Source organism: Neorhizobium sp. LjRoot104, assembly GCF_964253725.1.
GTDB lineage: Bacteria > Pseudomonadota > Alphaproteobacteria > Rhizobiales > Rhizobiaceae > Neorhizobium.
This window is the reverse complement of the sequence record NZ_CAXURS020000001.1, coordinates 1,844,671-1,868,662: the sequence shown is the minus strand read 5'-3', so window position 1 is coordinate 1,868,662 and position 23,992 is coordinate 1,844,671. Positions and strand designations below refer to the sequence as shown.

General features: G+C 62.6%; 21 protein-coding genes. 8 read left to right on the top strand and 13 right to left on the bottom strand.

All coding sequences use genetic code 11. The annotated features are described in order from the left end of the window. Positions 1–2: 2 nt before the first annotated feature. The 5 genes from ACSQ8R_RS09485 to ACSQ8R_RS09465 all read right to left on the bottom strand — a co-directional run bounded on the left by ACSQ8R_RS09485 (position 3) and on the right by ACSQ8R_RS09465 (position 3,623). On the bottom strand, positions 3–788 hold the full coding sequence (locus tag ACSQ8R_RS09485) for an anti-sigma factor family protein (protein WP_436253108.1): 786 nt from the start codon (positions 786–788) through the stop codon (positions 3–5). Next, complete coding sequence (locus ACSQ8R_RS09480) at positions 785–1,345, bottom strand: RNA polymerase sigma factor (protein WP_436253107.1); 561 nt, start codon at positions 1,343–1,345, stop codon at positions 785–787. The genes ACSQ8R_RS09485 and ACSQ8R_RS09480 overlap by 4 nt, the downstream gene beginning before the upstream one ends. Beyond that, positions 1,329–1,706, bottom strand: a complete 378-nt coding sequence (locus ACSQ8R_RS09475; RefSeq protein WP_436253106.1) for a COG4315 family predicted lipoprotein — start codon at positions 1,704–1,706, stop codon at positions 1,329–1,331. Before ACSQ8R_RS09475 ends, ACSQ8R_RS09480 begins: the two co-directional genes overlap by 17 nt. 157 nt (positions 1,707–1,863) lie before the next feature. Next, positions 1,864–2,343, bottom strand: a complete 480-nt coding sequence (locus tag ACSQ8R_RS09470; RefSeq protein ID WP_436253105.1) for a DUF2269 family protein — start codon at positions 2,341–2,343, stop codon at positions 1,864–1,866. Then, on the bottom strand, positions 2,343–3,623 hold the full coding sequence (locus ACSQ8R_RS09465) for an SDR family oxidoreductase (RefSeq protein ID WP_436253104.1): 1,281 nt from the start codon (positions 3,621–3,623) through the stop codon (positions 2,343–2,345). The genes ACSQ8R_RS09470 and ACSQ8R_RS09465 overlap by 1 nt, the downstream gene beginning before the upstream one ends. A 181-nt stretch (positions 3,624–3,804) precedes the next feature. Here ACSQ8R_RS09465 and ACSQ8R_RS09460 point away from each other — a divergent pair, with 181 nt between their 5' ends. Next, a complete protein-coding gene (locus tag ACSQ8R_RS09460) occupies positions 3,805–4,929 on the top strand; it encodes an ATP-dependent DNA helicase (protein ID WP_436253103.1) in 1,125 nt (374 codons plus the stop codon). Between the two features lie 34 nt (positions 4,930–4,963). Here the strand turns inward: ACSQ8R_RS09460 and ACSQ8R_RS09455 are convergent, their stop codons facing one another. Next, a complete protein-coding gene (locus ACSQ8R_RS09455; RefSeq protein ID WP_436253102.1) occupies positions 4,964–5,653 on the bottom strand; it encodes a MerR family transcriptional regulator in 690 nt (229 codons plus the stop codon). 340 nt (positions 5,654–5,993) lie between these two features. On the opposite strand from ACSQ8R_RS09455, the gene ACSQ8R_RS09450 reads away from it, so the two are divergent. Next, on the top strand, positions 5,994–6,746 hold the full coding sequence (locus ACSQ8R_RS09450; protein WP_436253101.1) for a pyridoxine 5'-phosphate synthase: 753 nt from the start codon (positions 5,994–5,996) through the stop codon (positions 6,744–6,746). Here the strand turns inward: ACSQ8R_RS09450 and ACSQ8R_RS09445 are convergent. The 3 genes from ACSQ8R_RS09445 to ACSQ8R_RS09435 form a co-directional block, all read right to left on the bottom strand. Beyond that, entirely contained in the window at positions 6,743–7,693 is a 951-nt protein-coding gene (locus ACSQ8R_RS09445) for a bifunctional helix-turn-helix transcriptional regulator/GNAT family N-acetyltransferase (protein WP_436253100.1), read from the bottom strand. The genes ACSQ8R_RS09450 and ACSQ8R_RS09445 overlap by 4 nt on opposite strands. Before the next feature lie 59 nt (positions 7,694–7,752). Further along, complete coding sequence (locus tag ACSQ8R_RS09440; protein ID WP_436253099.1) at positions 7,753–8,469, bottom strand: aspartate/glutamate racemase family protein; 717 nt, start codon at positions 8,467–8,469, stop codon at positions 7,753–7,755. 77 nt (positions 8,470–8,546) lie between these two features. Continuing rightward, positions 8,547–9,431, bottom strand: a complete 885-nt coding sequence (locus ACSQ8R_RS09435; protein ID WP_436253098.1) for an SDR family oxidoreductase — start codon at positions 9,429–9,431, stop codon at positions 8,547–8,549. A 147-nt stretch (positions 9,432–9,578) separates the two neighbouring features. On the opposite strand from ACSQ8R_RS09435, the gene ACSQ8R_RS09430 reads away from it, so the two are divergent. The 4 genes from ACSQ8R_RS09430 (at position 9,579) to ACSQ8R_RS09415 (ending at position 14,347) form a co-directional block, all read left to right on the top strand. Then, positions 9,579–9,989: a winged helix-turn-helix transcriptional regulator gene (locus ACSQ8R_RS09430; protein WP_436253097.1), complete on the top strand. Its 411-nt coding sequence runs from the start codon at positions 9,579–9,581 to the stop codon at positions 9,987–9,989. Between the two features lie 250 nt (positions 9,990–10,239). Continuing rightward, entirely contained in the window at positions 10,240–11,601 is a 1,362-nt protein-coding gene (gene glmU / locus ACSQ8R_RS09425; protein WP_436253096.1) for a bifunctional UDP-N-acetylglucosamine diphosphorylase/glucosamine-1-phosphate N-acetyltransferase GlmU, read from the top strand. Between the two features lie 132 nt (positions 11,602–11,733). Next, positions 11,734–13,560, top strand: coding sequence for a glutamine--fructose-6-phosphate transaminase (isomerizing) (gene glmS / locus ACSQ8R_RS09420; RefSeq protein WP_436253095.1), 1,827 nt, complete (start codon positions 11,734–11,736; stop codon positions 13,558–13,560). A gap of 91 nt (positions 13,561–13,651) precedes the next feature. After that, positions 13,652–14,347 (top strand): DUF502 domain-containing protein, encoded by a 696-nt coding sequence (locus ACSQ8R_RS09415; RefSeq protein ID WP_436253094.1) that lies wholly within the window; start codon positions 13,652–13,654, stop codon positions 14,345–14,347. Here the strand turns inward: ACSQ8R_RS09415 and recG are convergent. Next, positions 14,344–16,449, bottom strand: a complete 2,106-nt coding sequence (gene recG, locus ACSQ8R_RS09410) for an ATP-dependent DNA helicase RecG (protein ID WP_436253093.1) — start codon at positions 16,447–16,449, stop codon at positions 14,344–14,346. The two genes, ACSQ8R_RS09415 and recG, sit on opposite strands and share 4 nt — an antisense overlap. A gap of 90 nt (positions 16,450–16,539) precedes the next feature. Here recG and ACSQ8R_RS09405 point away from each other — a divergent pair, with 90 nt between their 5' ends. Then, the gene (locus ACSQ8R_RS09405) at positions 16,540–16,869 is read left to right on the top strand and encodes a succinate dehydrogenase assembly factor 2 (RefSeq protein ID WP_436253092.1); all 330 of its coding nucleotides are present in this window, start codon (positions 16,540–16,542) and stop codon (positions 16,867–16,869) included. 11 nt (positions 16,870–16,880) lie between these two features. Beyond that, a complete protein-coding gene (gene mfd, locus ACSQ8R_RS09400) occupies positions 16,881–20,387 on the top strand; it encodes a transcription-repair coupling factor (protein ID WP_436255428.1) in 3,507 nt (1,168 codons plus the stop codon). Here the strand turns inward: mfd and ACSQ8R_RS09395 are convergent, their stop codons facing one another. Genes ACSQ8R_RS09395 through ACSQ8R_RS09385 form a run of 3 tightly spaced genes read right to left on the bottom strand, consistent with a single transcriptional unit; the run spans position 20,388 to position 23,856 of the window. Beyond that, positions 20,388–21,326, bottom strand: coding sequence for a DMT family transporter (locus ACSQ8R_RS09395; protein ID WP_436253091.1), 939 nt, complete (start codon positions 21,324–21,326; stop codon positions 20,388–20,390). 15 nt (positions 21,327–21,341) lie between these two features. Continuing rightward, positions 21,342–22,013: a DsbA family oxidoreductase gene (locus ACSQ8R_RS09390; protein ID WP_436253090.1), complete on the bottom strand. Its 672-nt coding sequence runs from the start codon at positions 22,011–22,013 to the stop codon at positions 21,342–21,344. 37 nt (positions 22,014–22,050) lie between these two features. Continuing rightward, positions 22,051–23,856 carry an extracellular solute-binding protein gene (locus ACSQ8R_RS09385; RefSeq protein WP_436255427.1) on the bottom strand — a complete coding sequence of 602 codons (1,806 nt, stop codon included), beginning with the start codon at positions 23,854–23,856 and terminating at the stop codon, positions 22,051–22,053. Positions 23,857–23,992 lie beyond the last annotated feature (136 nt).

Sequence of the window (23,992 nt, the reverse complement as noted above, 5' to 3'; positions counted from 1 at the left end):
CTTCAGCTCGGAAACTGCTTGTAACATTCCTCGGCGACCCGGCGCAGCATCTCGCGGGAGATTTCGCCGGTGACGGCATAACCGAGTTCGCCGTCGATCCAGTAGAAGGTCTCGACGGTGTTGACGGAGGCGAAGCGGAAGCTCGTTGTCCGGTTTTCCTTGTTCCGGCCGACCAGCACCGTCAGGCGCTGGCCCGTCTGGTCTTCGTACATGAACAGCGCGCCCGGTTTGCCGCCGACCGGCAGGAGGCGACCGCCGACCAGCTTGAAACCCTGTGCCTGCAGGTTCGGAACCTTGAGATTGGCGATCGACAGCCGCTTGCCGAGCCAGTTGGCGAGATGCGTCTCCTCGTTGGCGAAGACCTCGACCGGATGGCGCACTTCGCTTGCATAGACGAGGAAGGCGTTGCGGGCTTCGCGGGGCAGGATTTCCGTATAGGCGAGTTGGATGTCCGGACGTTGGAAAAGACGCGGGCCGTAGTGGCCGCCGAGCGCGCCGGCTGCGAAGATGAGCACCGCGGCTGCGGCGAGCGCGAGCCGGCGCGGCGGCCGGGTGCTGGCGCGTCCCAAGCCGCCGGTGAGAAGCTGGATATCGGAGGGTTTCGACCGTTCATGACCGGCGAAGGCGGCGCGCAGTTCGTCGTTCTGCTCCTGCCAGTCGGCCACCATCTGCGCGGCGTCCGGGTTTTCAGCCAGAAAATCCTGCACGCGGGCGCGATCGGCCTCGTCGAGGAAGCCGTCGGCATAGGCGTGCAGTTCCGCTTCGGATACGGTTCCGGCCTCGGTCATCGTGGTCTCCGCAATGGTATGACGTTTTCCTCCCGCATTTTTTCCCGCAGGGCCTGGCGTGCCCGCGACAGGCGCGACATGACGGTGCCGACCGGTATCTCCAGCATGTCGGCGACTTCTTGATAGGCGTAACCTTCGACGACCACCAGCATCAGCACCGCGCGCGCCTCCTTCGGCAGCGTTTCCAGCGCCTGGACGAGCCGGTTCTTTTCCAATGGATCGCCGGCGCTCGTGCTTGCAGCCAGGGTCTCCGCCTCCTCTATGCCGACGGATGGGCGCCGCGCCACCGCGCGGCGGGCGTTGAGGTGAAGATTGGTCATGATCCTGTAGGTCCAGGATTTGAAATTCGCGCCGCGCCACTGGCCACGGCTGACCAGCGCCTTTTCGACGCAATCCTGCAACAGGTCCTCGCTCTCCGTGTCCGAGCGCGTCAGGCTGCGTGAATAGCGCCTGAGAGCGGGCAGGAGCGCGAGGATCTGTGCCTCGAAGGAAAGCGGCGCGGGAGCCTGTGCCTCGCGCGCCGTTCCGGAAGTGGATTGATCAGGGCTTTGCGACATCCCAAACGCCGTTCACGCCGTCACCGGTGGTGTCGCCTTCCTTGGTATCCTTGACCCAGTAATAGAGCGGCATGCCATCCTTCGCCCACTGCTTAGCCCCGTCCTTGCGGGTGACGATGGAGTATGCACCATCGGCCTTCGCTTCGGAAGCGGCCATGACCGGCGGCCAGTTGGTGGCGCACTTGTCGTAGCAGTTGGAGGTGCCGGGCTTGTCGTTCTTGAAGGTGTAGAGCGTCATGCCCTTTTCACCGGCAAGGACGTCGCCCTTGGTGGAGGTCTTAACGGTCTTGAACGGACCGGCGGCAAACGCCACCGAGGTCAGCGCTGCAAGCGCGAAAGGCACGAGAATGAAGGTCTTCATGGATCGTCTCCCTGGTTGAGTGGCGGCCTCACATCGGCCACCGAAATCAAGACACCGGCAGAGCCGGATTTATTCCGTCGATCCGCAAAGATTTTTCGAGAAGGCGAGTTCAGCCTAGTGTTCCGAGTTGATGCTTCGCATCATGGAGACTTGGACGTCAGAACAGCGGGATATCCGGCTTGGTCAGCATCAGCCAGAAAATCGCGATGACCGCGACGAAGGCAGGAAAGCCGCAGGCAAACCAGATCCGATAAAGCCGGTACCATTCTGATGGCAGCGGCTTGGAGTTCTTGCAGGCGATGCGGGCGATATCGCGCAGCCGTATCTGGATCCAGACCACAGGCAGCCAGAACAGTCCCGTCACCACGTAGAGAATGAGCGAAAGGGCGATCCAGCCATCCGTCAACGACCAGCCGATGCTTCTCGCCAGCAGGTAGCCGGTGATCGGCTGCAGGACGACGGCGGTGGCGGTGAAGACGGTATCGGCAAGCACGACTGTGCCGGCGGTATGGGCGATCAGTTTCGGATCTTCCGTCCGCCGGGCGATCACCATGAAAAAGGCGATGCCGGCGCCGGTTCCGAGCAGCACCGCGGCGCCGACGACATGGAGGAGCCGCAACAGGCTTTCGGCATCCATCAGCGTTCGTCCAGAATGGCGAGGGAGACAAGGGTGAGAGCGATCGACGGCAGGACCTTTACGAGGGGCCCAAGCGGATCGAGCCACAGTTGCGGTTCCAGGATCGTGCCGCCGGCGAGGTAGGCGAGGCTGGTGAAGATCATCCCAAGCATGGCCTTGCGGGCATGGGAATGGACGAGGACGGCGGATCCGAGCAGGATATCGAGGAAGCAAGTCGCAACTGTCATCGCCACGGCCAAAGAGACCGGCATGGCGGGTGGGAAATGCGCGGCCGCTGCCTTCACGTCGAGGAGCGGGATCAGGCCGGACAGCAGCCAGAACAGCGACAGCGCGAGGATGATCACGGGTTTCAAAAGATAGAGCCGGGCGAACCAGAGGTCCTGGACACCGCTCGGATAGGCGGCAAGCGTCTGCGCGGCATCTTCCAGGAGGAGGCCGGGTGGTTTCGGCCTCGAGCTCCTGACGCCTTCCGACATCACCGTCATCGCCGTCGAGCGAAGCGGCGAGCGCCAGCCGAGCCGTCCGGCGAGGTCGGCGGCGCAGGCGACGGGTTTGGCGAGCGGCGCCGGCAGCGCAACGGCCGGGGCGGCAGGCAGGCCGAGCCAGGCGCGATGACGCTGGACGAGGTCCGACAGTGTCATGGTTTGTTCTGCCGCAAGGTCGAGATCGCTGCCGGCCGGGATCTTGCCCTCAACTGCAAAGGAAACGGCGGCGGCGACATCGTCGAGCGAGACGGTCTCGACCGGGCTTTCAGCATGGATCAGCGGCATCGGGCCGGGAAAGCTGGCGAGCGACCGCAGTAGTGCGGTGCCTCCATGGGCATTGCGACCAATGACGAGCGCCGGGCGCAGAATGACGAAGGGCAGGCCGCTTGCCGCGAGTGCTTCGTCGGCCCGGCGTTTGGTGGCGAGAAAGGGCAGGCCGGCTGCTGCGCCGTCGGTGCGGGCGGAAATCTGGACGATACGTCTGCCGCCGAGGGCCTGTGCCGCTTCGTAGAGCGACAGCATCGCCTTTTCCTGGGTGGCCGCAAGATCATCGGAAAGACCATCTTGCAGAGCGCCGGCACAATTGACGACGACGTCCTGGTCCTCGATCAGCGGGGCCCAGGCGGCGGCTGACAATTGCGCGAGATCGGCTCTTACCCAGCTGATTGCAGGCCATTTCCGGCGAGCCTTTTCCGGATCTCGCCCGAGGCCGGTTATCCGATGGCCTTCGGCGGCGAGCCTTTGCAGGATCGCCGAGCCGATAAAGCCGGTTGCGCCGAGAATCAGGATTTTCATGCGGCGATCATAGGGGGCGACGATGAAAACTGAACAGCGGCAATTCCTGCAGGGCGGATAGGCGGGCGGGAAGGTGACCGATGGTCCCAGGGAGACAGAGCGTGGCGTTCATCCCAGCCTTTGATTCATCTTTCGTTCTTTTTCAGTTGCGCTTGCCTTCAGAATCCTGCCAAGTCCCGCCATGCAATTTGCACCGCAACAGGACGAGGCCCTCAAGGCCGTTTCGCAATGGCTGAAAGAGGGGCGCAGCCAGGTCTTTCGGCTGTTCGGTTATGCGGGCACCGGCAAGACCACGCTTGCCAAGCATTTCGCCGAGAATGTCGATGGCGAGGTGCTGTTTGCGGCCTTCACCGGCAAGGCGGCGCAGGTGCTGCGCTCGCGCGGCGCGCGCAATGCCAAAACGATCCATTCGCTGATCTACCGGCCGCGCGGCGAGGAGGCGGTCGAGGACGATGCCGGCAAGACTTCGATCGCGCCGATGTTTTCGATCAACCGGCAGAGCCCGGTCGCCAAGGCGGCGCTTATTATCATCGACGAATGTTCGATGGTGGACGAGGCGCTCGGCAAGGACCTGATGAGTTTCGGCACGCCGATCCTGGTGCTCGGCGATCCGGGCCAGTTGCCGCCGGTGACCGGCGGCGGGTTTTTCACAGAGCAGGAGCCCGATTACCTGCTGACGGATATCCACCGCCAGGCACGCGACAACCCGATCATCCAGCTGGCGATGAACGTGCGCGAGGGCAAGGAGATCATGTATGGCGACTACGGCACGGCGAAGGTGATTTCCCGCAACGAGGTGACGCAGCCGCTGGTGATGGAGGCGGACCAGGTTCTGGTCGGCACCAACAAGACTCGCAAACGCTACAATCAACGGCTTCGGGAACTCAAAGGCTTTACCGCGGACTATCCGCAATCCGGCGACAAGCTGGTATGCCTGCGCAACGATCCGGCCAAGGGCCTGCTCAACGGCTCGCTCTGGCAGGTGATGAGTTCCTCGCGCGAGACGGTGAAGCCCGGCATCAACCTGATGATCCGGCCGGAAGACGACGACATGGATCGCGGTGCGGCCAAGATCAAGCTTCTGAAGCAGGCGTTCGAGGAGCAGGAGGGTGAGATCCCCTGGACGACCCGCAAGCGTTACGACGAGTTCGACTACGGTTACGCGCTGACCGTCCACAAGGCGCAGGGGTCGCAGTGGAACAACGTCGTGCTGTTCGATGAAAGCTGGGCGTTTCGCGACAGCCGGGAGCGCTGGCTTTATACCGCCATCACCCGCGCCGCCGAGACGCTGATCATTGTGCGCTGAGAAAGCGGGCGAGCGCTGAAAGATCGTCAGCCGATCAGTTCGGCACGAAACCGAGCAGCATCGCCTTGGCGACCGCCTGGAAGCGGTTGGTGGCCTGGAATCTCTGGATGATGTCATCCTCCATCCGGCGCAGGTCCTCGAATTCGAGGTTGAGGGCGCGGGCAAGCCGCGGCGCCGAATACCCTTCGGCCATTAGCGCCAGGCACTGTTTCTCGATGTCGCTGAGGACCAGGGACATGGGCTTGGGAGTAACAACCGCCTGGTCTTCCTCCTCCGCCACGAGCAGGCTTTCGATCTGCTGCATCTGCCGGCGGATGTTGGAAATGTCGGCCGTGAGCTCCCGTTTGCGACGCGCCAGCATGTCGTGGAACATTTCGTCCGCTTCCGCCTCCGACGTGGCACCGGCAAGCTCTTCCATCAGTTCCTGGATGACCGCAACCGGAATGCCGATTTCGCGGCAGGCATTGATGACCGCCATGCGATGGACCTGAACCCCGTCATAGACCCGCATGCTGCCGGAGCGGCGGGCGGTGATCAGGCCCTTTTCCTCGTAGAAGTGAAGGGTGCGGTGGGTGACGCCGAAAAGATCCGCCATTTCGGCGATCGCCACCGGCTGGGTGGGCATTTCAAAAGGAAGAGAAACCTGGGGGAGGTAAGGGAAATGACGGGCCGCTCCCGCAAGGGGCGAATTTTCGGTCATGGCCTGCATGCTATCGCTTCGCATCGAGTCCCCTTGCGCCTGAGTTTGGCGTCGTGGTCGAATATGCATCCAAGGGTTGCGACTTTGCGTCGGGCCTCTGGATGGAACCTCGGTACTGAAAATGCGGACCCGATTAAAATGGATGGCAGAATTCGCTGTTCAAACCGTATTCCGCCGCCTTTTGGCCTGCCCGGCGAACTCTGTTGTATATAGATTAGCTAAAACTTTAGGAAATGGTAGCCCCGGTTGCCTCGTGAATTCTCGTCCATCAAAACTCTTTATAGGTGCATTTTCCCAAACCTGGTGGCATTGCGACGGTGCATGGCCTAAAAGCGGATCGATTTCTCAAAGACCGGGTATTGCCATGCCGACCAAGCTTTCCGTGAACCTCAATGCCATCGCCATGTTGCGCAACCGCCGCGATCTTCCCTGGCCGAGCGTCGAAGCGCTGGGGCGCATCGCGCTTCAGGCGGGCGCGGCCGGCCTGACGGTGCATCCGCGCCCCGACCAGCGCCATATCCGCTTCACCGACCTGCCGGTGCTTCGGGCGCTGATCGACGACGAGTTTCCTGAAGCCGAGTTCAATATCGAGGGATATCCGAGCGAGGATTTCCTGGCGCTCTGCGAAGCGACCCAGCCGGAGCAGGTGACGCTGGTGCCGGACGATCCGGCCCAGGCGACCTCGGATCACGGGTTCGATTTCCGCGCCACCGGCGAGATGCTGAAGCCGATCGTGGCGCGGCTCAGGAAGGGCGGCATGCGGGTGTCGCTGTTTGCCGATGGCGACGGCGATATCGAGGCGGTAAAGCTTGCCAGGGCAACGGGTGCCGACCGTATCGAACTCTATACCGGTCCCTATGGCGGCTGTTTCGACGAGCCGGAGTTTGGCGCGGAGATCCTTGAAAAGCTCGGCCGGACGGCGGACGCGGCCTTTGCCGAAGGGCTTGGCGTCAATGGCGGCCACGACCTGACGGTCGCCAACCTGCCGGCGTTGGTGAAGCGCATCCCGAAGATGGCAGAAGTCTCGATCGGCCATGGCCTGACGGCGGACGCGCTGGAATACGGCATGGCGGAAACCGTGCGCCGCTTTCGCCGCGCCTGCGGACAGACGGTCTAGTTCGACGACGAAAGCTTTGCCTCGCAGAGGTCCAGCACCCAGGTCTGGCCGGTGCATTCCGGCCCGAACATGTGGTGCTTTTCCTCCGCGACCAGCTTGAAGCCGGCCGTTTCGTAGATGCGGACTGCGGCCGTCAGGATATCGTTGGTCCAGAGAGACAGCTTCTTGTAGCCCGCTAGCGTCGAGAATTTGATGCATTGTTCGACCAGCGTCCGGCCAAGGCCGAGGCCGCGGGCGGCCGGATCGAGATAGAGGAGGCGGAGCTTGGCGGTGTCGCCGCCGCCGTCGGCCACGACCACCGAGCCGACCCGTTTGCCGCCGCGTTCGGCGATCCAGCAGCGTTCTCGTTCCGGGTTGAAGTTGGCGATGAACTTGCCGGCGACCTCGGCGACCAGGCCCTCGAACTTGTCGTTCCAGCCGTATTCCCGCGCGTAGGCAATCGCCTGGGCTTCGATGAGCCAACCCATGTCGCCGATCCGGTGCGGACGGATGACAACCGGTGGGTAGGGCACGGTCGATTGCGGATCGAGAACGGTGCGGATCGCCCGCATGGAGTCGATCAGCCTTTCATGGCCCAGCGCGTCCACTCCCTTGAGATCGTTCGCAATCTGACGGCGGGAGCGTTCGCCCAGCGTCTCATATTCGGCTTGTCCCTTGCTGGTGACGGTCAGGATTTGACTGCGCTTGTCCTGCGGATCCGGCTCGCTGTCGATAAAGCCGGCCTCACGGAATTTCTTCAGGAGCCGGCTAAGATAGGCCGGATCAAGGCCGAGATCGCGGTTGAGTTCTGTCGCAGACACCCGTTTGCGGGCGCCTATTTCATAGAGAATGCGCGCCTCTGTCAGCGTGTAGTCGGTGTCGAGATAGCCCTTGGAGAGAATGCCGAGCTTGTTCGTGTAGAAACGGTTGAAGGCGCGGACGGCGTCGAGAACGGCAGGATCGGTCATCGGCAGAATCTCCTTTGCGAAGATTCTGTCCAATATTTACTGGACTGAGTCAAATAAATTTATGCCGCCGCCTGTTTTGCCGGCGACTGGCCGAGGGCGAAATCGACCGCGGCCATGGCGTGTACGGCGGTTGAATCGACGCCAGGGAGCGGCAGGTCGGAGGGGTCGAGGAGGAGGCAGATTTCCGTGCAGCCGAGGATGATGCTGTCGGCGCCTTCAGCCTTCGCCTTCTCGATCATGGCGATGGCCCGGGTGCGGGAGGTGTCGAGAACCGTGCCGGCGCAGAGTTCGTCGAATATGATGTCATGGATATCGGTTCGGTCTTCCGCGTCCGGCACCATGGCATCGACGCCGAGCATCTTCATGCGCTCGATATAAAAGCCGTGCTCCATCGTATAGCGGGTGGCAAGCAGGAGCGGGCGGTTCAGCCCTTTCGACGTCAACACCTTGGCGGTCTCATCGATGACATGGATGAGCGGAATATCGACCGCGGCCTGCACCTCCGGGGCCACGAGGTGCATGGTGTTGGTGCAGATCAGCACGCATTCCGCGCCGGCCGCCTTCAATCCGCGGGCGCTTCCCGCAAGATGCTCGGCCGCCAGATCCCAGCGGCCGGCCTTCTGCATGTCGACGATCTCGGCAAAGTTGACGGAATGGAGCAGGAGATCGGCCGACGCAAAACCACCGAGGCGTTGGCGCACCATCTCGTTGATCAGCCGATAATACACGGCGGTGCTTTCGAAACTCATCCCGCCAATCAAGCCGATCTTGCGCATTTTTTCTCCACACGAGATGGAATTTGGCAACTCCATCTCATTATCGCGAAATTTGGAGGGCCGCAATCGGCGAGAGGCTAAGCGGTGAGGGCGGCCTTCTGTGTCTCGAAATAGTCGGCGAGCGTCTGCGGCTTCCGGCCGGTCAGCATCTCGTAGTCTCCCGTCAACTGTTCGAAATTGCCGGCGCGGATATTGGCGTCCGCCGAGACCAGCATGGCGACGACGAAGCCGGGCAGGCCGGCGCCGGTAAGGCCATGCGTCAACTGTTCGTCCGTGACGTCGACGACGTCCAGCGGCTTACCGGCGGCGGCAGATGCACGGGCGGCGATTTCTGCGGCCGTCAGGGATTCCGGGCCGGTGAGGGTGAGGATGCGGCTGCCTGCTGGCGGATTGGCAAGCGCTGCGGCTGCGGCACGGGCGCAGTCGTCGCGGCTGAGCGTCGTAATCTTGCCGGTACCCACGGACGTGTACCATTTGCCGACCTGAAGATTGTGCGGCATGCCCATCAGATAATTGTCGTGATACCAGGAATTGCGCAGGATCGTGTAGGCGACGCCACTTGCCTTGATGGCCTCTTCGGTGCCGAGATGATCCGGTGCGAACGTGACCAGCGACTTGTCCGGATTCGGCAGGGACGTGTAGACGATGTGCTTCACGCCGGCCTTCGCGGCGGCGGAAACGGCGTTCCTGTGCTGTGTGATACGCTTGCCGGGCGTTGCCAGTTCGTCGGTGGAGATGATCAGCACGCGATCGACGCCGGTGAACGCCTTGACGAGGCCGGCTTCGTCGTCGAAATCAGCCTTGCGGGTTTCCAGCCCGATGGCGGAAAGGTCTGCGAGCTTGTTCGGATCACGGCTGGCAGCGACGATGTCGGCGGCGGCGACCCCGGATGTCTCCAGCAGGTGATGCAGCACGGCGCGGCCCAGATGGCCGGCGGCGCCGGTGACGAGAAGTTTGGTCATGAGGCCTTCTTTCCTGGCAATGGCCGGCCTGCCGGCGCGGCAATGATTATTAGTCTCAAAAAGAGACTAGCACTAGAATAAGAATTGACTTCAATCTGTAAAGGGGGCAGTTTCGAGGGAGATCGTTACTTCAAGGGAACCACCTGCATGGGCCTCAACGCAAGTCGCAAGCCAGTCCTGGACGGCAAGGAATGCGATGTGTCCGCATGGGACATGGGCAACTGCCCGGTCCGGGACGTTCTCGACCGGATCGCCGGCAAATGGTCGACTTTGCTTCTCGAAGCCTTGGCGCGCCAGCCCTATCGCTTCGGCGAGCTTCGCCGGCTTGTGCCGGATATCTCGCAGCGGATGCTGACCCAGACGTTGCGCGACCTGCAGCGCGACGGCTATATCGAACGCGAGGTGTTTCCGACCAAGCCGCCGAGTGTCGAATACCGGATGACCGATCTCGGCCGTTCGCTCTTTGAGCCGCTTTCCAAGGTGTTGCGATGGGCGGAAGCCAATCACCCGTCGGTCAAGGCCGCGCGGGTGAAATACGACGAGAGCGAGTTGGCCTGATCGGATGGGCTCCGGCTGGACATGCCGCTGATACGGTGCGGTAGCAACCGGACCAGACCCGATCCGTGCTCGAAACATATCCCATGAAGATGGCCGCACCGGTTTCGATGCGGCCATCCGAGTGATTTGGTCTGCTTCTCACGCAGGTTGTCGGGCGACCTTTTTGTTTCCGGCGAACATAAGGCGTTTATCGCGCTTCAATCATCTTGCTGTTATGAAGCGCCAAAATGCCTGAGAAGGAGAAACCCTCATGAGCCGTTCCTGCCTTGCCGTCATCCTCGCCGCCGGCGACAGCACGCGCATGAAGTCGTCGATGTCGAAAGTGCTGCATCCGATCGCCGGTCGGCCGATGATTGCTCATGTGATGGCGGCGGTGGCATCGACGGGCGTCACCGAAGCGGCTCTGGTGGTCGGCCGCGATGCGGACGGGGTTGCCAGGGCCGGCGCGGTCGAGGGTGTTTCGGTTCAGGCCTTCCTGCAGACCGAACGTCGCGGCACAGGCCATGCGGTCCTGATGGCGAAGCAAGCCATCGCCGGCGGTTACGATGACATTTTGGTTGCCTATGGCGACGTCCCGCTGGTCACCGCCGGTTCCTTCGCCAAGGCCCGGGAAAAGCTGGCCGCCGGAGCTGACGTGGTGGTGATCGGTTTTCATGCGGACAGGCCGACCGGTTATGGCCGGCTGCTGGTCGAAAACGGCGAACTGATCGCCATCCGCGAAGAGAAGGATGCGACGGACGAAGAACGCAAGGTGAGCTGGTGCAATAGCGGGCTGATGGCGATCAACGGCCAAAAGGCGTTGTCGCTTCTGGAGGGCATTACCAATCAGAATGCGAAGGGCGAGTTTTACCTGACCGACATCGTGGAGATCGCGCGCGCGGCAGGCGGCAAGGTCGTGGCGGTCGATGCGCCGGAAACCGAGGTTGCCGGCTGCAACAACCGGGCCGAATTGGCCATGCTCGAAAAGCTCTGGCAGGAACGCCGACGTCATGAATTGATGATCTCGGGCGTCAGCATGATCGCGCCGGAAACCGTCTTCCTGTCCTATGATACCGAGATCGGCCAGGACGCGCTGATCGAGCCGAACGTCGTTTTCGGTCCGGGCGTCAGGATCGACAGCGGGGCGGTGATTCACGCCTTTTCCCATATCGAGGGCGCGCATGTGAGCGGCGGCGCGACCGTCGGACCTTTCGCACGGCTCCGCCCCGGTGCCGATCTTTCCGCGGGCTCCAAGGTCGGCAATTTCTGCGAGGTCAAGAATGCCAGGATAGAGGAGGGGGCCAAGGTCAACCACCTCACCTATATCGGCGACGCGTTCGTCGGTGCGCATTCCAATATCGGCGCCGGCACGATCACCTGCAACTACGACGGCGTCAACAAGCACGAGACGCGCATCGGTGCCAATGCCTTTGTCGGTTCGAACTCGTCGCTCGTCGCCCCCGTCTCGATTGGCGACGGTGCCTATGTCGCCTCGGGAAGCGTCATCACCGAAAATGTGCCGGCCGACGCGCTGGCGCTTGGCCGTGCCCGCCAGGAGGTGAAGCCGGAGCGCGCGAAAATCCTGCGCGAGCGGGCGCTCGCCCTCAAGGCCGCCAGGAAGGCACAGAAGTAGCGCGGCTATTAACATTTGCGCGTTACCTTCCGACATCGAAAGTGACCGGCGGGCCGATTGCGCAAAACCTGCAATCGGCTAGGAATTCGCCCGGGTTTCAGGAAGCGTGCCACGAAGCGAAAAGGGTCTTTCATGTGCGGAATTGTCGGGATCGTCGGAAGTTCGCCGGTGGCGGCGCGTCTGGTCGATGCGTTGCGAAGGCTCGAATACCGCGGTTATGATTCCGCCGGCGTAGCGACCATCCACGAAGGCCGCATGGATCGCCGCCGCGCCGAGGGCAAGCTCTTCAATCTGGAAAAGAGGCTCGATGCCGAACCGCTGCCCGGCACGATCGGGATCGCCCACACCCGTTGGGCGACCCATGGGGTCCCGAACGAGACCAATGCCCATCCGCATTTCGTCGAGGGCGTCGCGGTCGTCCACAACGGCATCATCGAGAACTTTTCCGAGCTGAAGGACGAACTGCTGGCCGAGGGCGCGGTCTTCGAAAGCCAGACCGATACGGAAGTCGTCGCACACCTGCTTGCCAAATATACCCGCCAGGGCCTCGATCATCGCGCCGCCATGCTGGCGACCCTCAACCGCGTTTCCGGCGCCTATGCGCTGGTGGTGATGTTCAAGGACGACCCGGGCACGATCATGGCCGCCCGTTTCGGGCCGCCGCTTGCGATCGGCCACGGCCACGGCGAGATGTTCCTGGGCTCCGACGCGATCGCGCTGTCGCCGTTCACCAATGAGATCACCTATCTGGTCGATGGCGATTGCGCCGTCATGACCCACAAGGGCGCCGAGATCATCGATTACGACGGCAAGCCGGTGAAGCGGCAGAGCCAGATTTCCCAGGCCTCGGCCTTCATGGTCGACAAGGGCAATCACCGCCATTTCATGGAGAAGGAAATCTACGAGCAGCCGGAGATCATCTCCCACGCGCTCGGCCACTACATCGACTTCGCCGCCAATACGGTGAAGGCGAACGATACCGCGATCGATTTCGGCAAGGTCTCCAGCCTTGCGATCGCCGCTTGCGGCACGGCCTATCTGTCCGGCCTGGTCGGCAAATACTGGTTCGAGCGTTATGCGCGCCTGCCGGTCGAAATCGACGTCGCCTCCGAATTCCGCTACCGCGAACTCCCGCTGTCGCCGTCTCAGGCGGCGCTGTTCATTTCCCAGTCGGGCGAAACCGCCGATACGCTCGCCTCGCTGCGTTACTGCAAGGACAACGGCCTCAAGATCGGCGCGGTCGTCAACGTCCAGGAATCGACCATCGCCCGCGAATCGGACGCGATCTTCCCGATCCTCGCCGGCCCGGAAATCGGCGTTGCCTCCACCAAGGCCTTTACCTGCCAGCTCGCGGTGCTGGCGGCACTCGCAATCGGCGCCGGCCGCGCCCGCGGCACGGTGACGGCGGGTGACGAGAAGGCGATGGTCAGGCATCTCGCCGAGATGCCGCGGATCATGAGCCGGGTGCTGAACGACATCCAGCCGCAGATCGAGGCGCTGTCGCGCGAGCTGTCGCGCTTCAAGGACGTGCTTTATCTCGGCCGCGGCACGAGCTTCCCGCTCGCCATGGAAGGCGCGCTGAAGCTCAAGGAAATCTCCTATATCCACGCGGAAGGTTATGCCGCAGGCGAACTGAAGCACGGCCCGATCGCGCTGATCGACGAGCATATGCCGGTGATCGTTATTGCGCCGCACGATCGCTTCTTCGAAAAGACCGTTTCCAACATGCAGGAAGTGGCGGCCCGCGGCGGCAAGATCATCTTCATCACCGATGAGAAGGGTGCGGCGGCGTCCAAGCTTCCGACCATGGCGACGATCGCGCTGCCGAATGTCGACGAGATCATCGCGCCGATGATCTTCTCGCTGCCGATCCAGCTTCTCGCCTATCATACGGCGGTGTTCATGGGGACCGATGTCGATCAGCCGCGCAATCTGGCGAAATCCGTCACGGTGGAGTGATATCCACCGGCTTTTCCTTGCATCGCAACATCGCATCCGGCATTGTCGCATCAATGATTGCAGCAATGCTTAGCGTATGCAGGGAAACCGAATGAGCGACAGTCCAGAGCGAATATCGCTGGCCGGCCGTCTCAGGAACAACTTCCTAACCGGCCTTATCATCTGCGCCCCGCTGGCCATCACCATCTGGCTCACTTTCACCTTCATCGACTGGGCGGATAGCTGGGTGACGCCCTATATTCCGCAGCGCTACGACCCCCAGTATTATTTCAACATCACCATTCCCGGCACCGGCCTGCTGATCGCCGTGGTGTTCATCACCATCATCGGTTTTCTCGGCAAGAACCTGATCGGCCGCTCGATCGTCAAGTTCGGCGAATCGATCCTCCATCGCATGCCGCTGATCCGCAGCATCTATAAGAGCATCAAGCAGATCTTTGAGACGGTCCTGAAGGAACAGTCTACCTCCTTCAAGAAATGCGGGCTGATCGAGTTTCCGAGCCCCGGCATGTGGGCGCTGGTCTTCATTTCCGGCGACGCGCAGGGAGAGATCGCGGCAAAGCTGAATGCGGACGGCGAGGAGATGGTCGCTGTCTTCCTGCCGCCAACCCCGGTTCCGACCGCGGGTTTCCTGATGTTCGTGCCGAAGAGCAAGATCATCATGCTCGACATGACGCCGGAAGAAGGGGCCAAGCTGCTGATCTCGGGCGGCCTGATCGCTCCGGACTACAAGCCCGTTCCCGGCGTGCCGACCGCGGTCCTGCCGGCCCCGAAAATGCAGGCCTAGCCGGCTCTCAGGAAGCGGATCGCCTCGTCGCGGCGATGCAGATAGAGCAGCACGCGCATGTTCTGGCCGCGCTCGCTGGTGAGTTCCGGATCCCGCTCCAGGAGATAGGCTGCATCCTTGCGGGCGATCTCCAGCAGGTCCGCATGCGCTTCCAGGCTGGCGATCCGGAAACCCGGCGTGCCGGACTGGCGGGTGCCGAGCAGCTCGCCTTCGCCGCGCAGCTTCAGATCCTCTTCGGCGATCAGAAAACCATCCTCGCTGTCGCGCAGGATCGAAAGCCTGGCATGGCCGGTTTCGCTGAGCGGCCCCTTGTAGAGCAGGATGCAGGTCGAAGCCTCGTCGCCGCGCCCGACGCGGCCGCGCAACTGGTGGAGCTGGGCGAGCCCGAATCGCTCCGCATGCTCGATCACCATGATCGTCGCGTCCGGAACATCGACGCCGACCTCGACCACGGTTGTGGCGACCAGGAGCCGCAGTTCGCCGGCCTTGAAGGCGGCCATCACCGCATCCTTCTCCGGCCCGCTCATGCGGCCGTGGATAAGGCCGACATCGCGGCCAAGCTCCCTGGCGAGCACCGCATAACGTTCCTCCGCCGACATCAGGTCGGAAACGTCGGATTCCTCGACAAGCGGGCAGATCCAATAGGCTTTTTTTCCTTCGCCGATCGCGCCCCTCAGCCGGGCGACGATATCGCCGATCCGCTCGGTGGGGATGGTGACGGTCTGGATCGGCTTGCGGCCGGCCGGTTTTTCGGTGAGCTTGGAGACGTCCATGTCGCCGAAGGCCGCAAGCACCAGCGTGCGGGGAATGGGCGTCGCGGTCATCACCAGCATATGCGGGGAAATGCCCTTGGCGGTCAGCCGCAGGCGCTGGTGCACGCCGAACCGGTGCTGTTCGTCCACCACAGCAAGCATCAAATTGTGATAGTTGATCGCATCCTGGAAAAGCGCGTGGGTGCCGATGACGATCTGTGCTTCGCCGGAGGCGATCCGCTCGATGATCTGGTCGCGCTCGCGGCCCTTGGTGCGGCCGGTCAGTACCTCGACCGTCACGGCGGCAGCACCGGCAAGCTTCGAGATTGTCGCAAAATGCTGGCGGGCGAGGATTTCGGTCGGGGCCATCAGCACCGCCTGGCCGCCGGCCTCGACGGCCGCGGACATGGCGAGCAGCGCCACCAGCGTCTTGCCAGCCCCGACGTCGCCCTGCAGCAGGCGCAGCATGCGGTCTTCACCGGCCATGTCCTTGACGACGTCCTCGACGGCCGTTCTCTGGCTCGGTGTCAGCGAAAAGGGCAGGTTGGCGATGATCCTTGCGGCGAGATCGCCCTTCACCCGGATCGGCTGGCCCGGAACCTTGCGCACCTTCTGGCGCACCAGCGACAAGGATACCTGGCCGGCGAGGAATTCGTCATAGGCGAGCCGTCTGCGGGCAGGGGATTGCAGATCGATATCCGCCGCATCGCGGGGATCGTGCAGCCTGCGAAAGGCCTCCGCCACGGAGGGAAAACCCTGACGTGAGGTCAGCGCCGCATCCGCCCATTCCGCGAGTTCCGGCAGACGGGCCACGGCGCCATCCACGGCCTTGCGCAAAACCTTGGGCGTCAGGCCGGCCGTCATTGGATAGACCGGCTCGACCAGCGGCAGGTTTTCGGCTTCCGAGGCTTTCACGATGAAATCCGGATGCACCATCGAGGGGCGGCCGTTGAACCAGTCGACCTTGCCGCTCACCATCACCCTCTCGTCGATCGGCAGCGATTTTTCCAGCCAATTGCCCTTGGCGCGAAAGAAGGTGAGCGCCAGTTCCCCGGTATCGTCATGCAGGAAGACGCGATAGGGCATGTTTGATTTGCCAGGCGGCGGCGGCTGATGCCGGTCGACGCGGCCTTCGATCGTCACGATCGCCCCTTGCGGCGCAAGTGCGATGCCCGGCCGGTTGCGCCGGTCGATCAGCGACGAGGGGGCATGGAACAGCAGATCGACGACGCGGCAGTCGTCCGGGTCCTCGCGGCCGGTGACGCGGGCGATCAGTTCGGCGAGCTTCGGCCCGACGCCGGCAAGCGAGGCGACGGGCGAGAACAGCGGATCGAGTATGGCGGGACGCATGGCGCGCAAAATGCGATGGATTTTGCCCATTTGGCAAGGTGACGAGGGCGGAAAAGCGTCCTATATGAACGGCAAAACAAGGACACCGCCATGACAGGACTATCCCGCACCAGCGCGGATCTCGACCCGCGCCGCCGGCGCATCCTCTACCGCTGCTGGCATCGCGGCATAAGGGAGATGGATCTGGTTTTCGGCAGCTTTGCGGAAGCCGAGATCGCCAACCTTGGCGAAGCGGAGCTCGACGAGTTCGAGGCGATCATGGGCGAGGACGATCACGACCTGCATGCCTGGATCACCGGTGCGCAGGCCTTGCCGGAAAACCGCAATACGCCGCTTTTCGCGCGCGTTGCCGCCTACAAGCCGGACTTCGATCCCGTCACCAAGGCCTCCCTGGAGCTAAGGCTCGGACATACGATATGAATTCTGGCCAGATGATCCCCGGCTTCGACGCAAAGAGGATTGCGGCGGTGCAAAACCCGCTGACCATAGGCAACGTGCCGCCGGGCATGGAGCCGCTGATCCTGGCCGAGCTCGCTCGCGCCGGTCAGGCGGTCGCCTATGTCATGTCGGACGGCCAGCGCATGCTCGATCTGGAGCAGATGCTCTCCTTCGTGGCGCCGGAAATCCCGGTCCTGACGCTGCCCGCCTGGGACTGTCTTCCCTATGACCGCGTCTCCCCAAGCGCCGATGTCTCCGCCCGCAGACTTGCGGCCCTTTCCGGCCTGATCTCTCATCGCAAAAAGCCGCATTCGGCGATCGTGCTCGTCACTGTCAATGCGATGCTGCAGAAGATCGCGCCGGCCGAGATCATCGAGAGCCTGGCGTTCTCGGCCAGGCCCGGCAACCAGATCCGCATGGACGATATTGCGGCGCGGCTGGAGCGCAACGGTTTCGAGCGCGTCGCGACGGTGCGCGAAGTTGGCGAGTTCGCGGTTCGCGGCGGCATTCTCGATGTCTTCGTGCCGGGCACGGAAGAACCGGTGCGCCTGGATTTCTTCGGCGACACGCTGGAATCGATCCGCTCCTTCGATCCGGCCAGCCAGCGCACGACCGGCCAGGCGCGCGCCCTCGACCTCAATCCGATGAGCGAGGTGACGCTGACGCCGGATACGATCAGCCGCTTCCGCAAGAATTACCTGTCGCTCTTCGGGGCTGCGACGCGCGACGACACGCTCTATCAGGCGGTCTCGGAAGGCCGGCGTTATCCCGGCATGGAGCACTGGCTGCCGCTGTTCTACGACGGGCTCGAAACTGCTTTCGACTACCTCAAGGGTTTCCGGGTGGTCACCGACCATACGGCGCGTGAGGCGGCCAACGAACGCTCGAAGCTGGTCACCGACTATTTTGAAGCACGGCGCGATTCCGGCGCCCACGGCAAGGGCGCTGCGGCGCAGGCCGCTCCCTACAAGCCGGTTTCTCCGGGCCAGCTCTATCTCGACGGCAAATCCTTTGCCGCAGCGCTCGACGCCGTTAACGCGCTGCGCCTGACGCCGTTCAACGAGATGGATGCAGAAGGTCGCCGGGTGGTGACTTTGGATGCGCATGCCGGTCCGCGCTGGGCGAAAAACCAGACGGAGGAAAAGGATCGCGACGAACGCGTCAACGTCTTCGACCTCGTCGTGAAGCATATCGCCGACAAGCGTGCCGAAGGCATCAAGGTCCTCGTCACCGGCTGGTCGGCCGGCTCGCTCGACCGCCTGCTGCAGGTGCTGGATGAGCGCGGCCTGAAGCGCATCCGGCAGATCGACAAGCTCGCCGATCTCGACACGCTTGAGAAGGGTGAGGCGGCGTCGGCCGTGCTCAGCCTCGAAGCCGGTTTCGAGACGGACAGGATCGCCGTCATCGGCGAGCAGGACATCCTCGGCGACCGCATGGTCCGCCGCGGCAAGCGCCGCAAGCGCGGCGCCGATTTCCTCACCGAAGTCGCCGGTCTCGACGAAGGGTCGCTGGTCGTCCATGCGGAACATGGCATCGGCCGGTTTGTCGGCCTGGTGACGATCGAGGCGGCCGGGGCGCCGCGCGCCTGCCTGGAACTGCATTACGCCGATCAGGCAAAACTTTTCCTGCCGGTCGAAAACATCGATCTCCTGTCGCGTTACGGTTCGGATGCTGCCGAGGCCCAGCTCGACAAGCTCGGCGGCGGCGCCTGGCAGGCCCGCAAGGCCAAGCTCAAGAAACGCCTGCTCGACATGGCGGACGCGCTGATCCGCATCGCCGCTACCCGCATCACCCGTCGCGCGCCGGTGCTCACCACGCCGGAGGGGCTCTACGACGAATTCGCTGCCCGCTTCCCCTATGACGAGACCGAGGATCAGGCGAACGCCATCGATTCCGTGCGCGACGATCTCGGCGCCGGCCGGCCGATGGACCGCCTTGTCTGCGGCGATGTCGGGTTCGGCAAGACGGAAGTAGCCTTGCGCGCGGCCTTCTTCGCGGCGATGAACGGCGCGCAGGTCGCCGTCGTCGTGCCGACCACGCTTCTCTCCCGCCAGCATTTCAAGACGTTTCGCGAGCGTTTCCGTGGGCTGCCGATCAAGGTCGAGCAGGCCTCGCGGCTGGTCCCCGCCAAGGAACTGGCGCAGACCAAGAAGGATTTGGCAGAAGGCAAGGTCGATATCGTCGTCGGCACCCATGCGCTGCTCGGCGCCGGCATCCAGTTCGCCAATCTCGGCCTGCTGATCATCGACGAGGAACAGCATTTCGGCGTCAAGCACAAGGAGCGGCTGAAGGAGCTGAAGAGCGACGTCCACGTTCTGACGCTGTCGGCAACGCCGATCCCGCGCACGCTGCAGCTCGCCATGACCGGCGTGCGCGAACTGTCGCTGATCACCACGCCGCCGGTCGATCGCATGGCGGTGCGCACCTTCATCTCGCCCTTCGACCCGCTGGTCATCCGCGAAACGCTGATGCGCGAACATTATCGAGGCGGCCAGAGCTTTTACGTCTGCCCGCGGCTCGCCGACCTGCCGGAAATTCAGGCCTTTCTCCAGTCCGATGTTCCCGAGCTCAAGGTCGCGGTCGCCCATGGCCAGATGGCGGCGGGCGAACTCGAAGACATCATGAACGCCTTCTACGACGGCAAATACGACGTGCTGCTGTCGACCACGATCGTCGAATCCGGCCTCGACGTGCCGACCGCCAACACGCTGATCGTCCACCGCGCCGATATGTTCGGGCTTGCGCAGCTCTATCAGCTGCGCGGTCGTGTCGGCCGGTCCAAGGTGCGGGCCTTCGCGCTGTTCACCCTGCCGGTCAACAAGACTTTGACGACGATGGCGGATCGGCGCCTGAAGGTGCTGCAGTCGCTCGATACGCTCGGCGCCGGTTTCCAGCTGGCGAGCCACGACCTCGATATCCGCGGCGCCGGCAATCTGCTCGGCGAGGAACAGTCCGGCCATATCAAGGAAGTCGGTTTCGAACTCTACCAGCAGATGCTGGAAGAGGCCGTGGCCGAAGTGAAGGGCGACGACGAGATCACCGATACCGGCTGGTCGCCGCAGATCTCCGTCGGCATCACCGTGATGATCCCGGAAACCTATGTGCCCGACCTGCATCTGCGCATGGGTCTCTACCGCCGTCTCGGCGAACTCACGGAACTGTCGGAGATCGACGGATTCGGCGCGGAAATGGTCGATCGTTTCGGGCCGATGCCGACCGAGGTGCAGAACCTCCTGAAGGTCGTCTACATCAAGTCGCTGTGCCGCAAGGCCAATGTCGAGAAGCTCGACGCCGGCCCGAAGGGCATCGTCGTCACCTTCCGCGACAAGCAATTCCCGAACCCGGCAAATCTCGTCGGTTATATCGCCAAGCAGGGGACGCTTGCAAAGATCCGCCCGGACCACAGCGTATTCCTGACCCGCGACCTGCCGTCGCCTGAAAAGCGGCTGTCGGCCGCGGCCCAGGTGATGACCCAGTTCGCGGAACTGGCAAAAACGTGATCATCTATCGGATTGGGGTTCTGGCTTTGTAACGCCGGCGGCCTGCGGATCGGTCGCGACGGACGCGGGCAGGGGCACGTCGCGTGCCCGCTCGCGCGCCAGCGTCAGAAGGCCGGAGCCGATAATCAGTACTATGCCGATCAGCATCGGCAGGTCGATCTTGTCGCCGAAGATGAGATAGCCGAATAGGATCGCCCAGAGCATCTGGCTGTACTGGGTCGGCCCGATCACGGCGGCGGGCGCATGGTTGGCGGCATACATCAGCCAGACGGTGGCCAGCGCTCCAAGCAGGCCGTAGCCTGCCAGCATGGCCCATTGCGGCAGGGTCGGCCAGTGGAAGTCCGGGATCATCAGCACGCCGAGGATGACGAGGACGCCAAGCACGCCGGCGCCGTAAAGCGAGATGTTCTTCTCCGACGGCCCGATGGCGCGATAGACGATGATCGAGATTGCCCCGGAAAGCCCCGCAAACACCGCACCGACATGGCCGACCGAAAGCTCGCGAAAACCCGGGCGCAATATCACCAGAACGCCGATGAAGCCGATGATCACGGCGCTCCAGCGCCGGATGCCGACCGTCTCCTTGAGGAACAGCACCGACATGATCGTCACGAAGGAAGGCAGCAGGAAGATCAGCGCGAAGGCTTCCGCCATCGACAGATAGGTGAAGGCCGCGACGCTGCCGACCGTTCCCATCGCGGCGGAGAAGAAGCGCAGCACCCATAACGGCCGATTGGTGCTTCTCACCACGTCGAGCCAGCTGTCCCCCGGCTTCATGAGATAAGGAAAGCCGGCGAGCATGAAGACGGCGCCGAAAAAGCCCATTTCATAGGGCGTCAGCGCGCCCTCGATCATCTTGACGCTGGCATCGCTCCAGGAATAGGCGGCAAAGGAGGCGAAGGCGAGAAGAACGCCTTTCAGGGTCTGGTCGGTACGCACGCGGTCTGTCCGTTCTCAGATCATGCCCTTGCGGGCTTCCGCCTTCAGCTTGGCGATCTCACGCAGCGCATTGGCAAACACATCCGGCGTCTGGGCGCCGCTCACCGCATACTGCCCGTCGATGATGAAGAACGGCACGCCGGTCACACCCATTTTCTGGGCCGCGTCGATTTCCCCAAGGACGGTATCCTTGTCGGCGTCGCTTGCCAGGAGGTTCTCGATGACCTTGCGGTCGAGGCCGGATTTTTCGGCAATGTCGGCGAGCACGGCGTGGTCGCCGACATTGTGGCCTTCCTCGAAATTCGCCTTGAACAGCGCGTTTGCAACCTTGTCCTGGATCTCGCGGCTTTCGACGATCGCCCAATGCAGCAGGCGATGCGCATCGAGCGTATTGGGACCGATCTTGATCGCCTCGAAATTATACCTGATGCCGACCTCTTCGCCGAGTTTCTTCAGCATGTCGTGGGCGCGTTCGACAGCGTCCTTGCCGCCGAGTTTTGCCGCGAGGTCGGCCTGGTGATCGACGCCTTCGGGCGGATGGTCCGGATTGAGCCGGTAGGGGCGCCAGTTGATATCGACGCCGACCTCGTCCTGAACCTCGGCGATTGCCAGTTCCATCCGCGCCTTGCCGAGATAGCACCACGGGCAGACGATATCCGAAACGATGTCGATGGTTACGCGCTCCATGGCGGCGTCCTTTCCTCGGTAACCGAAAGAGACTGGATTATTGCGCGCGTTTATCCCACCAGGTGTTGAGCTGGTAGCCGTAAAGCGGCAGTTTCTCCGGATAACCGATATGCTTGCGACGCGCCACCCATTGATCGGGGATATGATAAAGCGGCACGAGATAGTGACCGGAAATCAGCATGCGGTCGTAAGCCCGCACCGCGGCCTCGAAATCCTCCTTGCTGCGAACCGTCAGCATCGTCTCGATCAGCTTGTCGAGGTCGGGATCCGCGGTGCCGGCAAAGTTGAAACTGCCGTCGCGATTGCGGGAATCCGATCCCCAGCGTCCGATCTGTTCGATGCCGGGCGACAGTGATGCGGGATAGGATTTGACGATCATGTCATAGTCGAAATTGCCGGACCGGGCCTGGTACTGCGCATCATCGACGGTGCGGATCGACATGTCGATACCGATCATCTTCAGCGTCCGCTGATAGGCGATCGCAAGCTTTTCCTGGTCCTGGCTCTGGGTCATGACCTCGAAGGTCAGCGGTCGGCCGGACGCGTCCGACATCCTGCCGTTCTTGATCGCATAACCGCCCTTCTTGAGAAGATCGACCGCGTCGCGCAGCACTTTGCGATCTGCACCGGAAGCGTCGGTCTTCGGCAGATGGTAGCTGCCGTTGAGCACCGCCGGCTCGATCCTATCCTTGATCCCCCCGAGAATCCTGAGCTCCCGCTCGTCCGCCGGCTTGCCGAGTGAGGAGAGGGGCGAGTTCTGCCAGAAGCTCTCTGTGCGGGTATAAGCGCCCTCGAACAGGTTCTTGTTGGCCCATTCGAAATCGAAGGCGAGCGACAGGCCGGCGCGCACGTTCACGTCGGCGAAGATCGAACGTCTCGTGTTGAACACGAAACCGAGCATGCCGGTCGGCAGCTGCGGCTTGAACGCATCCTTGATCACATCGCCGTTCTGGACCGCCGGGAAATCATAGGCCCGCTCCCAATGTGTCGGGCTGCCGTCGGGATAAATGTCGATTGCGCCCTTCTTGAAGGCCTCGAACAGCGTGTTGTCCTGCAGGAAATATTCGACGCTGATCTGATCGTAGTTGTCGAAACCCACCTTGGCCGGAATATCCTTGCCCCAGTAACCCGGATCTCGCTCATAAACGATGCGCTCTCCGGGGGAAATGGATTTGATCCGATAAGGGCCCGAGCCGACCGGCGGCTTCAGCGTCGACTGATCGAAGGTGGCCGGATCGGTTGCGTGTTTCGGCAGGATTGGGGTGCCGGTGGCGAGAATCAGCGGAAATTCCCTGTCTGCCTTTTCGTTGAAGGTCAGACGGACGCCGTGCTCGCCGATCTTCTCCATCTTCGCGACGGGCGCCAATCGGGAAGAGAAGGGAATGCGGGCCTTGTCGCGCAACAGTTCAAACGAGAAGATCACATCATCTGGGGTAACGGGTTGGCCATCCGACCATTTGGCCTTCGGATTGAGATTGAACTGGATGAAGGTCCGGTCGTCATTCCACTCGACGCTCTCGGCCAGCAGCCCATAGAGCGTGAACGCCTCGTCGCTGGAACGCGTCATCAGCGATTCAAAGATAAGATTGCCGAAAGCCGGGTCCCAGATGCCGCGCGCCGAGGTGCGCATGCTCTTGAGGATGAACGGGTTGAGGCTGTCGAACGTGCCGACGACGCCATAGGTGATCTTGCCGCCCTTCTTCACATCCGGGTTCACGTAGGGAAAGTGCTTATAATCGGGGGCGAGCGCCGGGCTGCCGTGCATGGCGATCCCGTGGACCGGCTCGGCGAATACCGGGGTGCCGATCAGAAACGCGGCGATGAGGGGAAGAAAGCGTCGCATGGGACCCATGGCGGTGAAATCCTCGCTGATTCGCCTGCAAAATAGCGCATGCCATCAGGCCCACCAACCACCGCCATGTGCAAAAGATTGATCGCCGACGTTAACTCCTTGTCAAAAAATACGAAAGAGGGACTGG

Excerpts from the sequence above, each read along its gene's own strand:
- ACSQ8R_RS09485 (WP_436253108.1), bottom strand. The coding sequence starts at position 788 with ATGACCGAGGCCGGAACCGTATCCGAAGCGGAACTGCACGCCTATGCC.
- ACSQ8R_RS09480 (WP_436253107.1), bottom strand. The coding sequence starts at position 1,345 with ATGTCGCAAAGCCCTGATCAATCCACTTCCGGAACGGCGCGCGAGGCA.
- ACSQ8R_RS09475 (WP_436253106.1), bottom strand. The coding sequence starts at position 1,706 with ATGAAGACCTTCATTCTCGTGCCTTTCGCGCTTGCAGCGCTGACCTCG.
- ACSQ8R_RS09470 (WP_436253105.1), bottom strand. The coding sequence starts at position 2,343 with ATGGATGCCGAAAGCCTGTTGCGGCTCCTCCATGTCGTCGGCGCCGCG.
- ACSQ8R_RS09465 (WP_436253104.1), bottom strand. The coding sequence starts at position 3,623 with ATGAAAATCCTGATTCTCGGCGCAACCGGCTTTATCGGCTCGGCGATC.
- ACSQ8R_RS09460 (WP_436253103.1), top strand. The coding sequence starts at position 3,805 with ATGCAATTTGCACCGCAACAGGACGAGGCCCTCAAGGCCGTTTCGCAA.
- ACSQ8R_RS09455 (WP_436253102.1), bottom strand. The coding sequence starts at position 5,653 with ATGCGAAGCGATAGCATGCAGGCCATGACCGAAAATTCGCCCCTTGCG.
- ACSQ8R_RS09450 (WP_436253101.1), top strand. The coding sequence starts at position 5,994 with ATGCCGACCAAGCTTTCCGTGAACCTCAATGCCATCGCCATGTTGCGC.
- ACSQ8R_RS09445 (WP_436253100.1), bottom strand. The coding sequence starts at position 7,693 with ATGACCGATCCTGCCGTTCTCGACGCCGTCCGCGCCTTCAACCGTTTC.
- ACSQ8R_RS09440 (WP_436253099.1), bottom strand. The coding sequence starts at position 8,469 with ATGCGCAAGATCGGCTTGATTGGCGGGATGAGTTTCGAAAGCACCGCC.
- ACSQ8R_RS09435 (WP_436253098.1), bottom strand. The coding sequence starts at position 9,431 with ATGACCAAACTTCTCGTCACCGGCGCCGCCGGCCATCTGGGCCGCGCC.
- ACSQ8R_RS09430 (WP_436253097.1), top strand. The coding sequence starts at position 9,579 with ATGGGCCTCAACGCAAGTCGCAAGCCAGTCCTGGACGGCAAGGAATGC.
- glmU (WP_436253096.1), top strand. The coding sequence starts at position 10,240 with ATGAGCCGTTCCTGCCTTGCCGTCATCCTCGCCGCCGGCGACAGCACG.
- glmS (WP_436253095.1), top strand. The coding sequence starts at position 11,734 with ATGTGCGGAATTGTCGGGATCGTCGGAAGTTCGCCGGTGGCGGCGCGT.
- ACSQ8R_RS09415 (WP_436253094.1), top strand. The coding sequence starts at position 13,652 with ATGAGCGACAGTCCAGAGCGAATATCGCTGGCCGGCCGTCTCAGGAAC.
- recG (WP_436253093.1), bottom strand. The coding sequence starts at position 16,449 with ATGCGTCCCGCCATACTCGATCCGCTGTTCTCGCCCGTCGCCTCGCTT.
- ACSQ8R_RS09405 (WP_436253092.1), top strand. The coding sequence starts at position 16,540 with ATGACAGGACTATCCCGCACCAGCGCGGATCTCGACCCGCGCCGCCGG.
- mfd (WP_436255428.1), top strand. The coding sequence starts at position 16,881 with ATGATCCCCGGCTTCGACGCAAAGAGGATTGCGGCGGTGCAAAACCCG.
- ACSQ8R_RS09390 (WP_436253090.1), bottom strand. The coding sequence starts at position 22,013 with ATGGAGCGCGTAACCATCGACATCGTTTCGGATATCGTCTGCCCGTGG.
- ACSQ8R_RS09385 (WP_436255427.1), bottom strand. The coding sequence starts at position 23,856 with ATGCGACGCTTTCTTCCCCTCATCGCCGCGTTTCTGATCGGCACCCCG.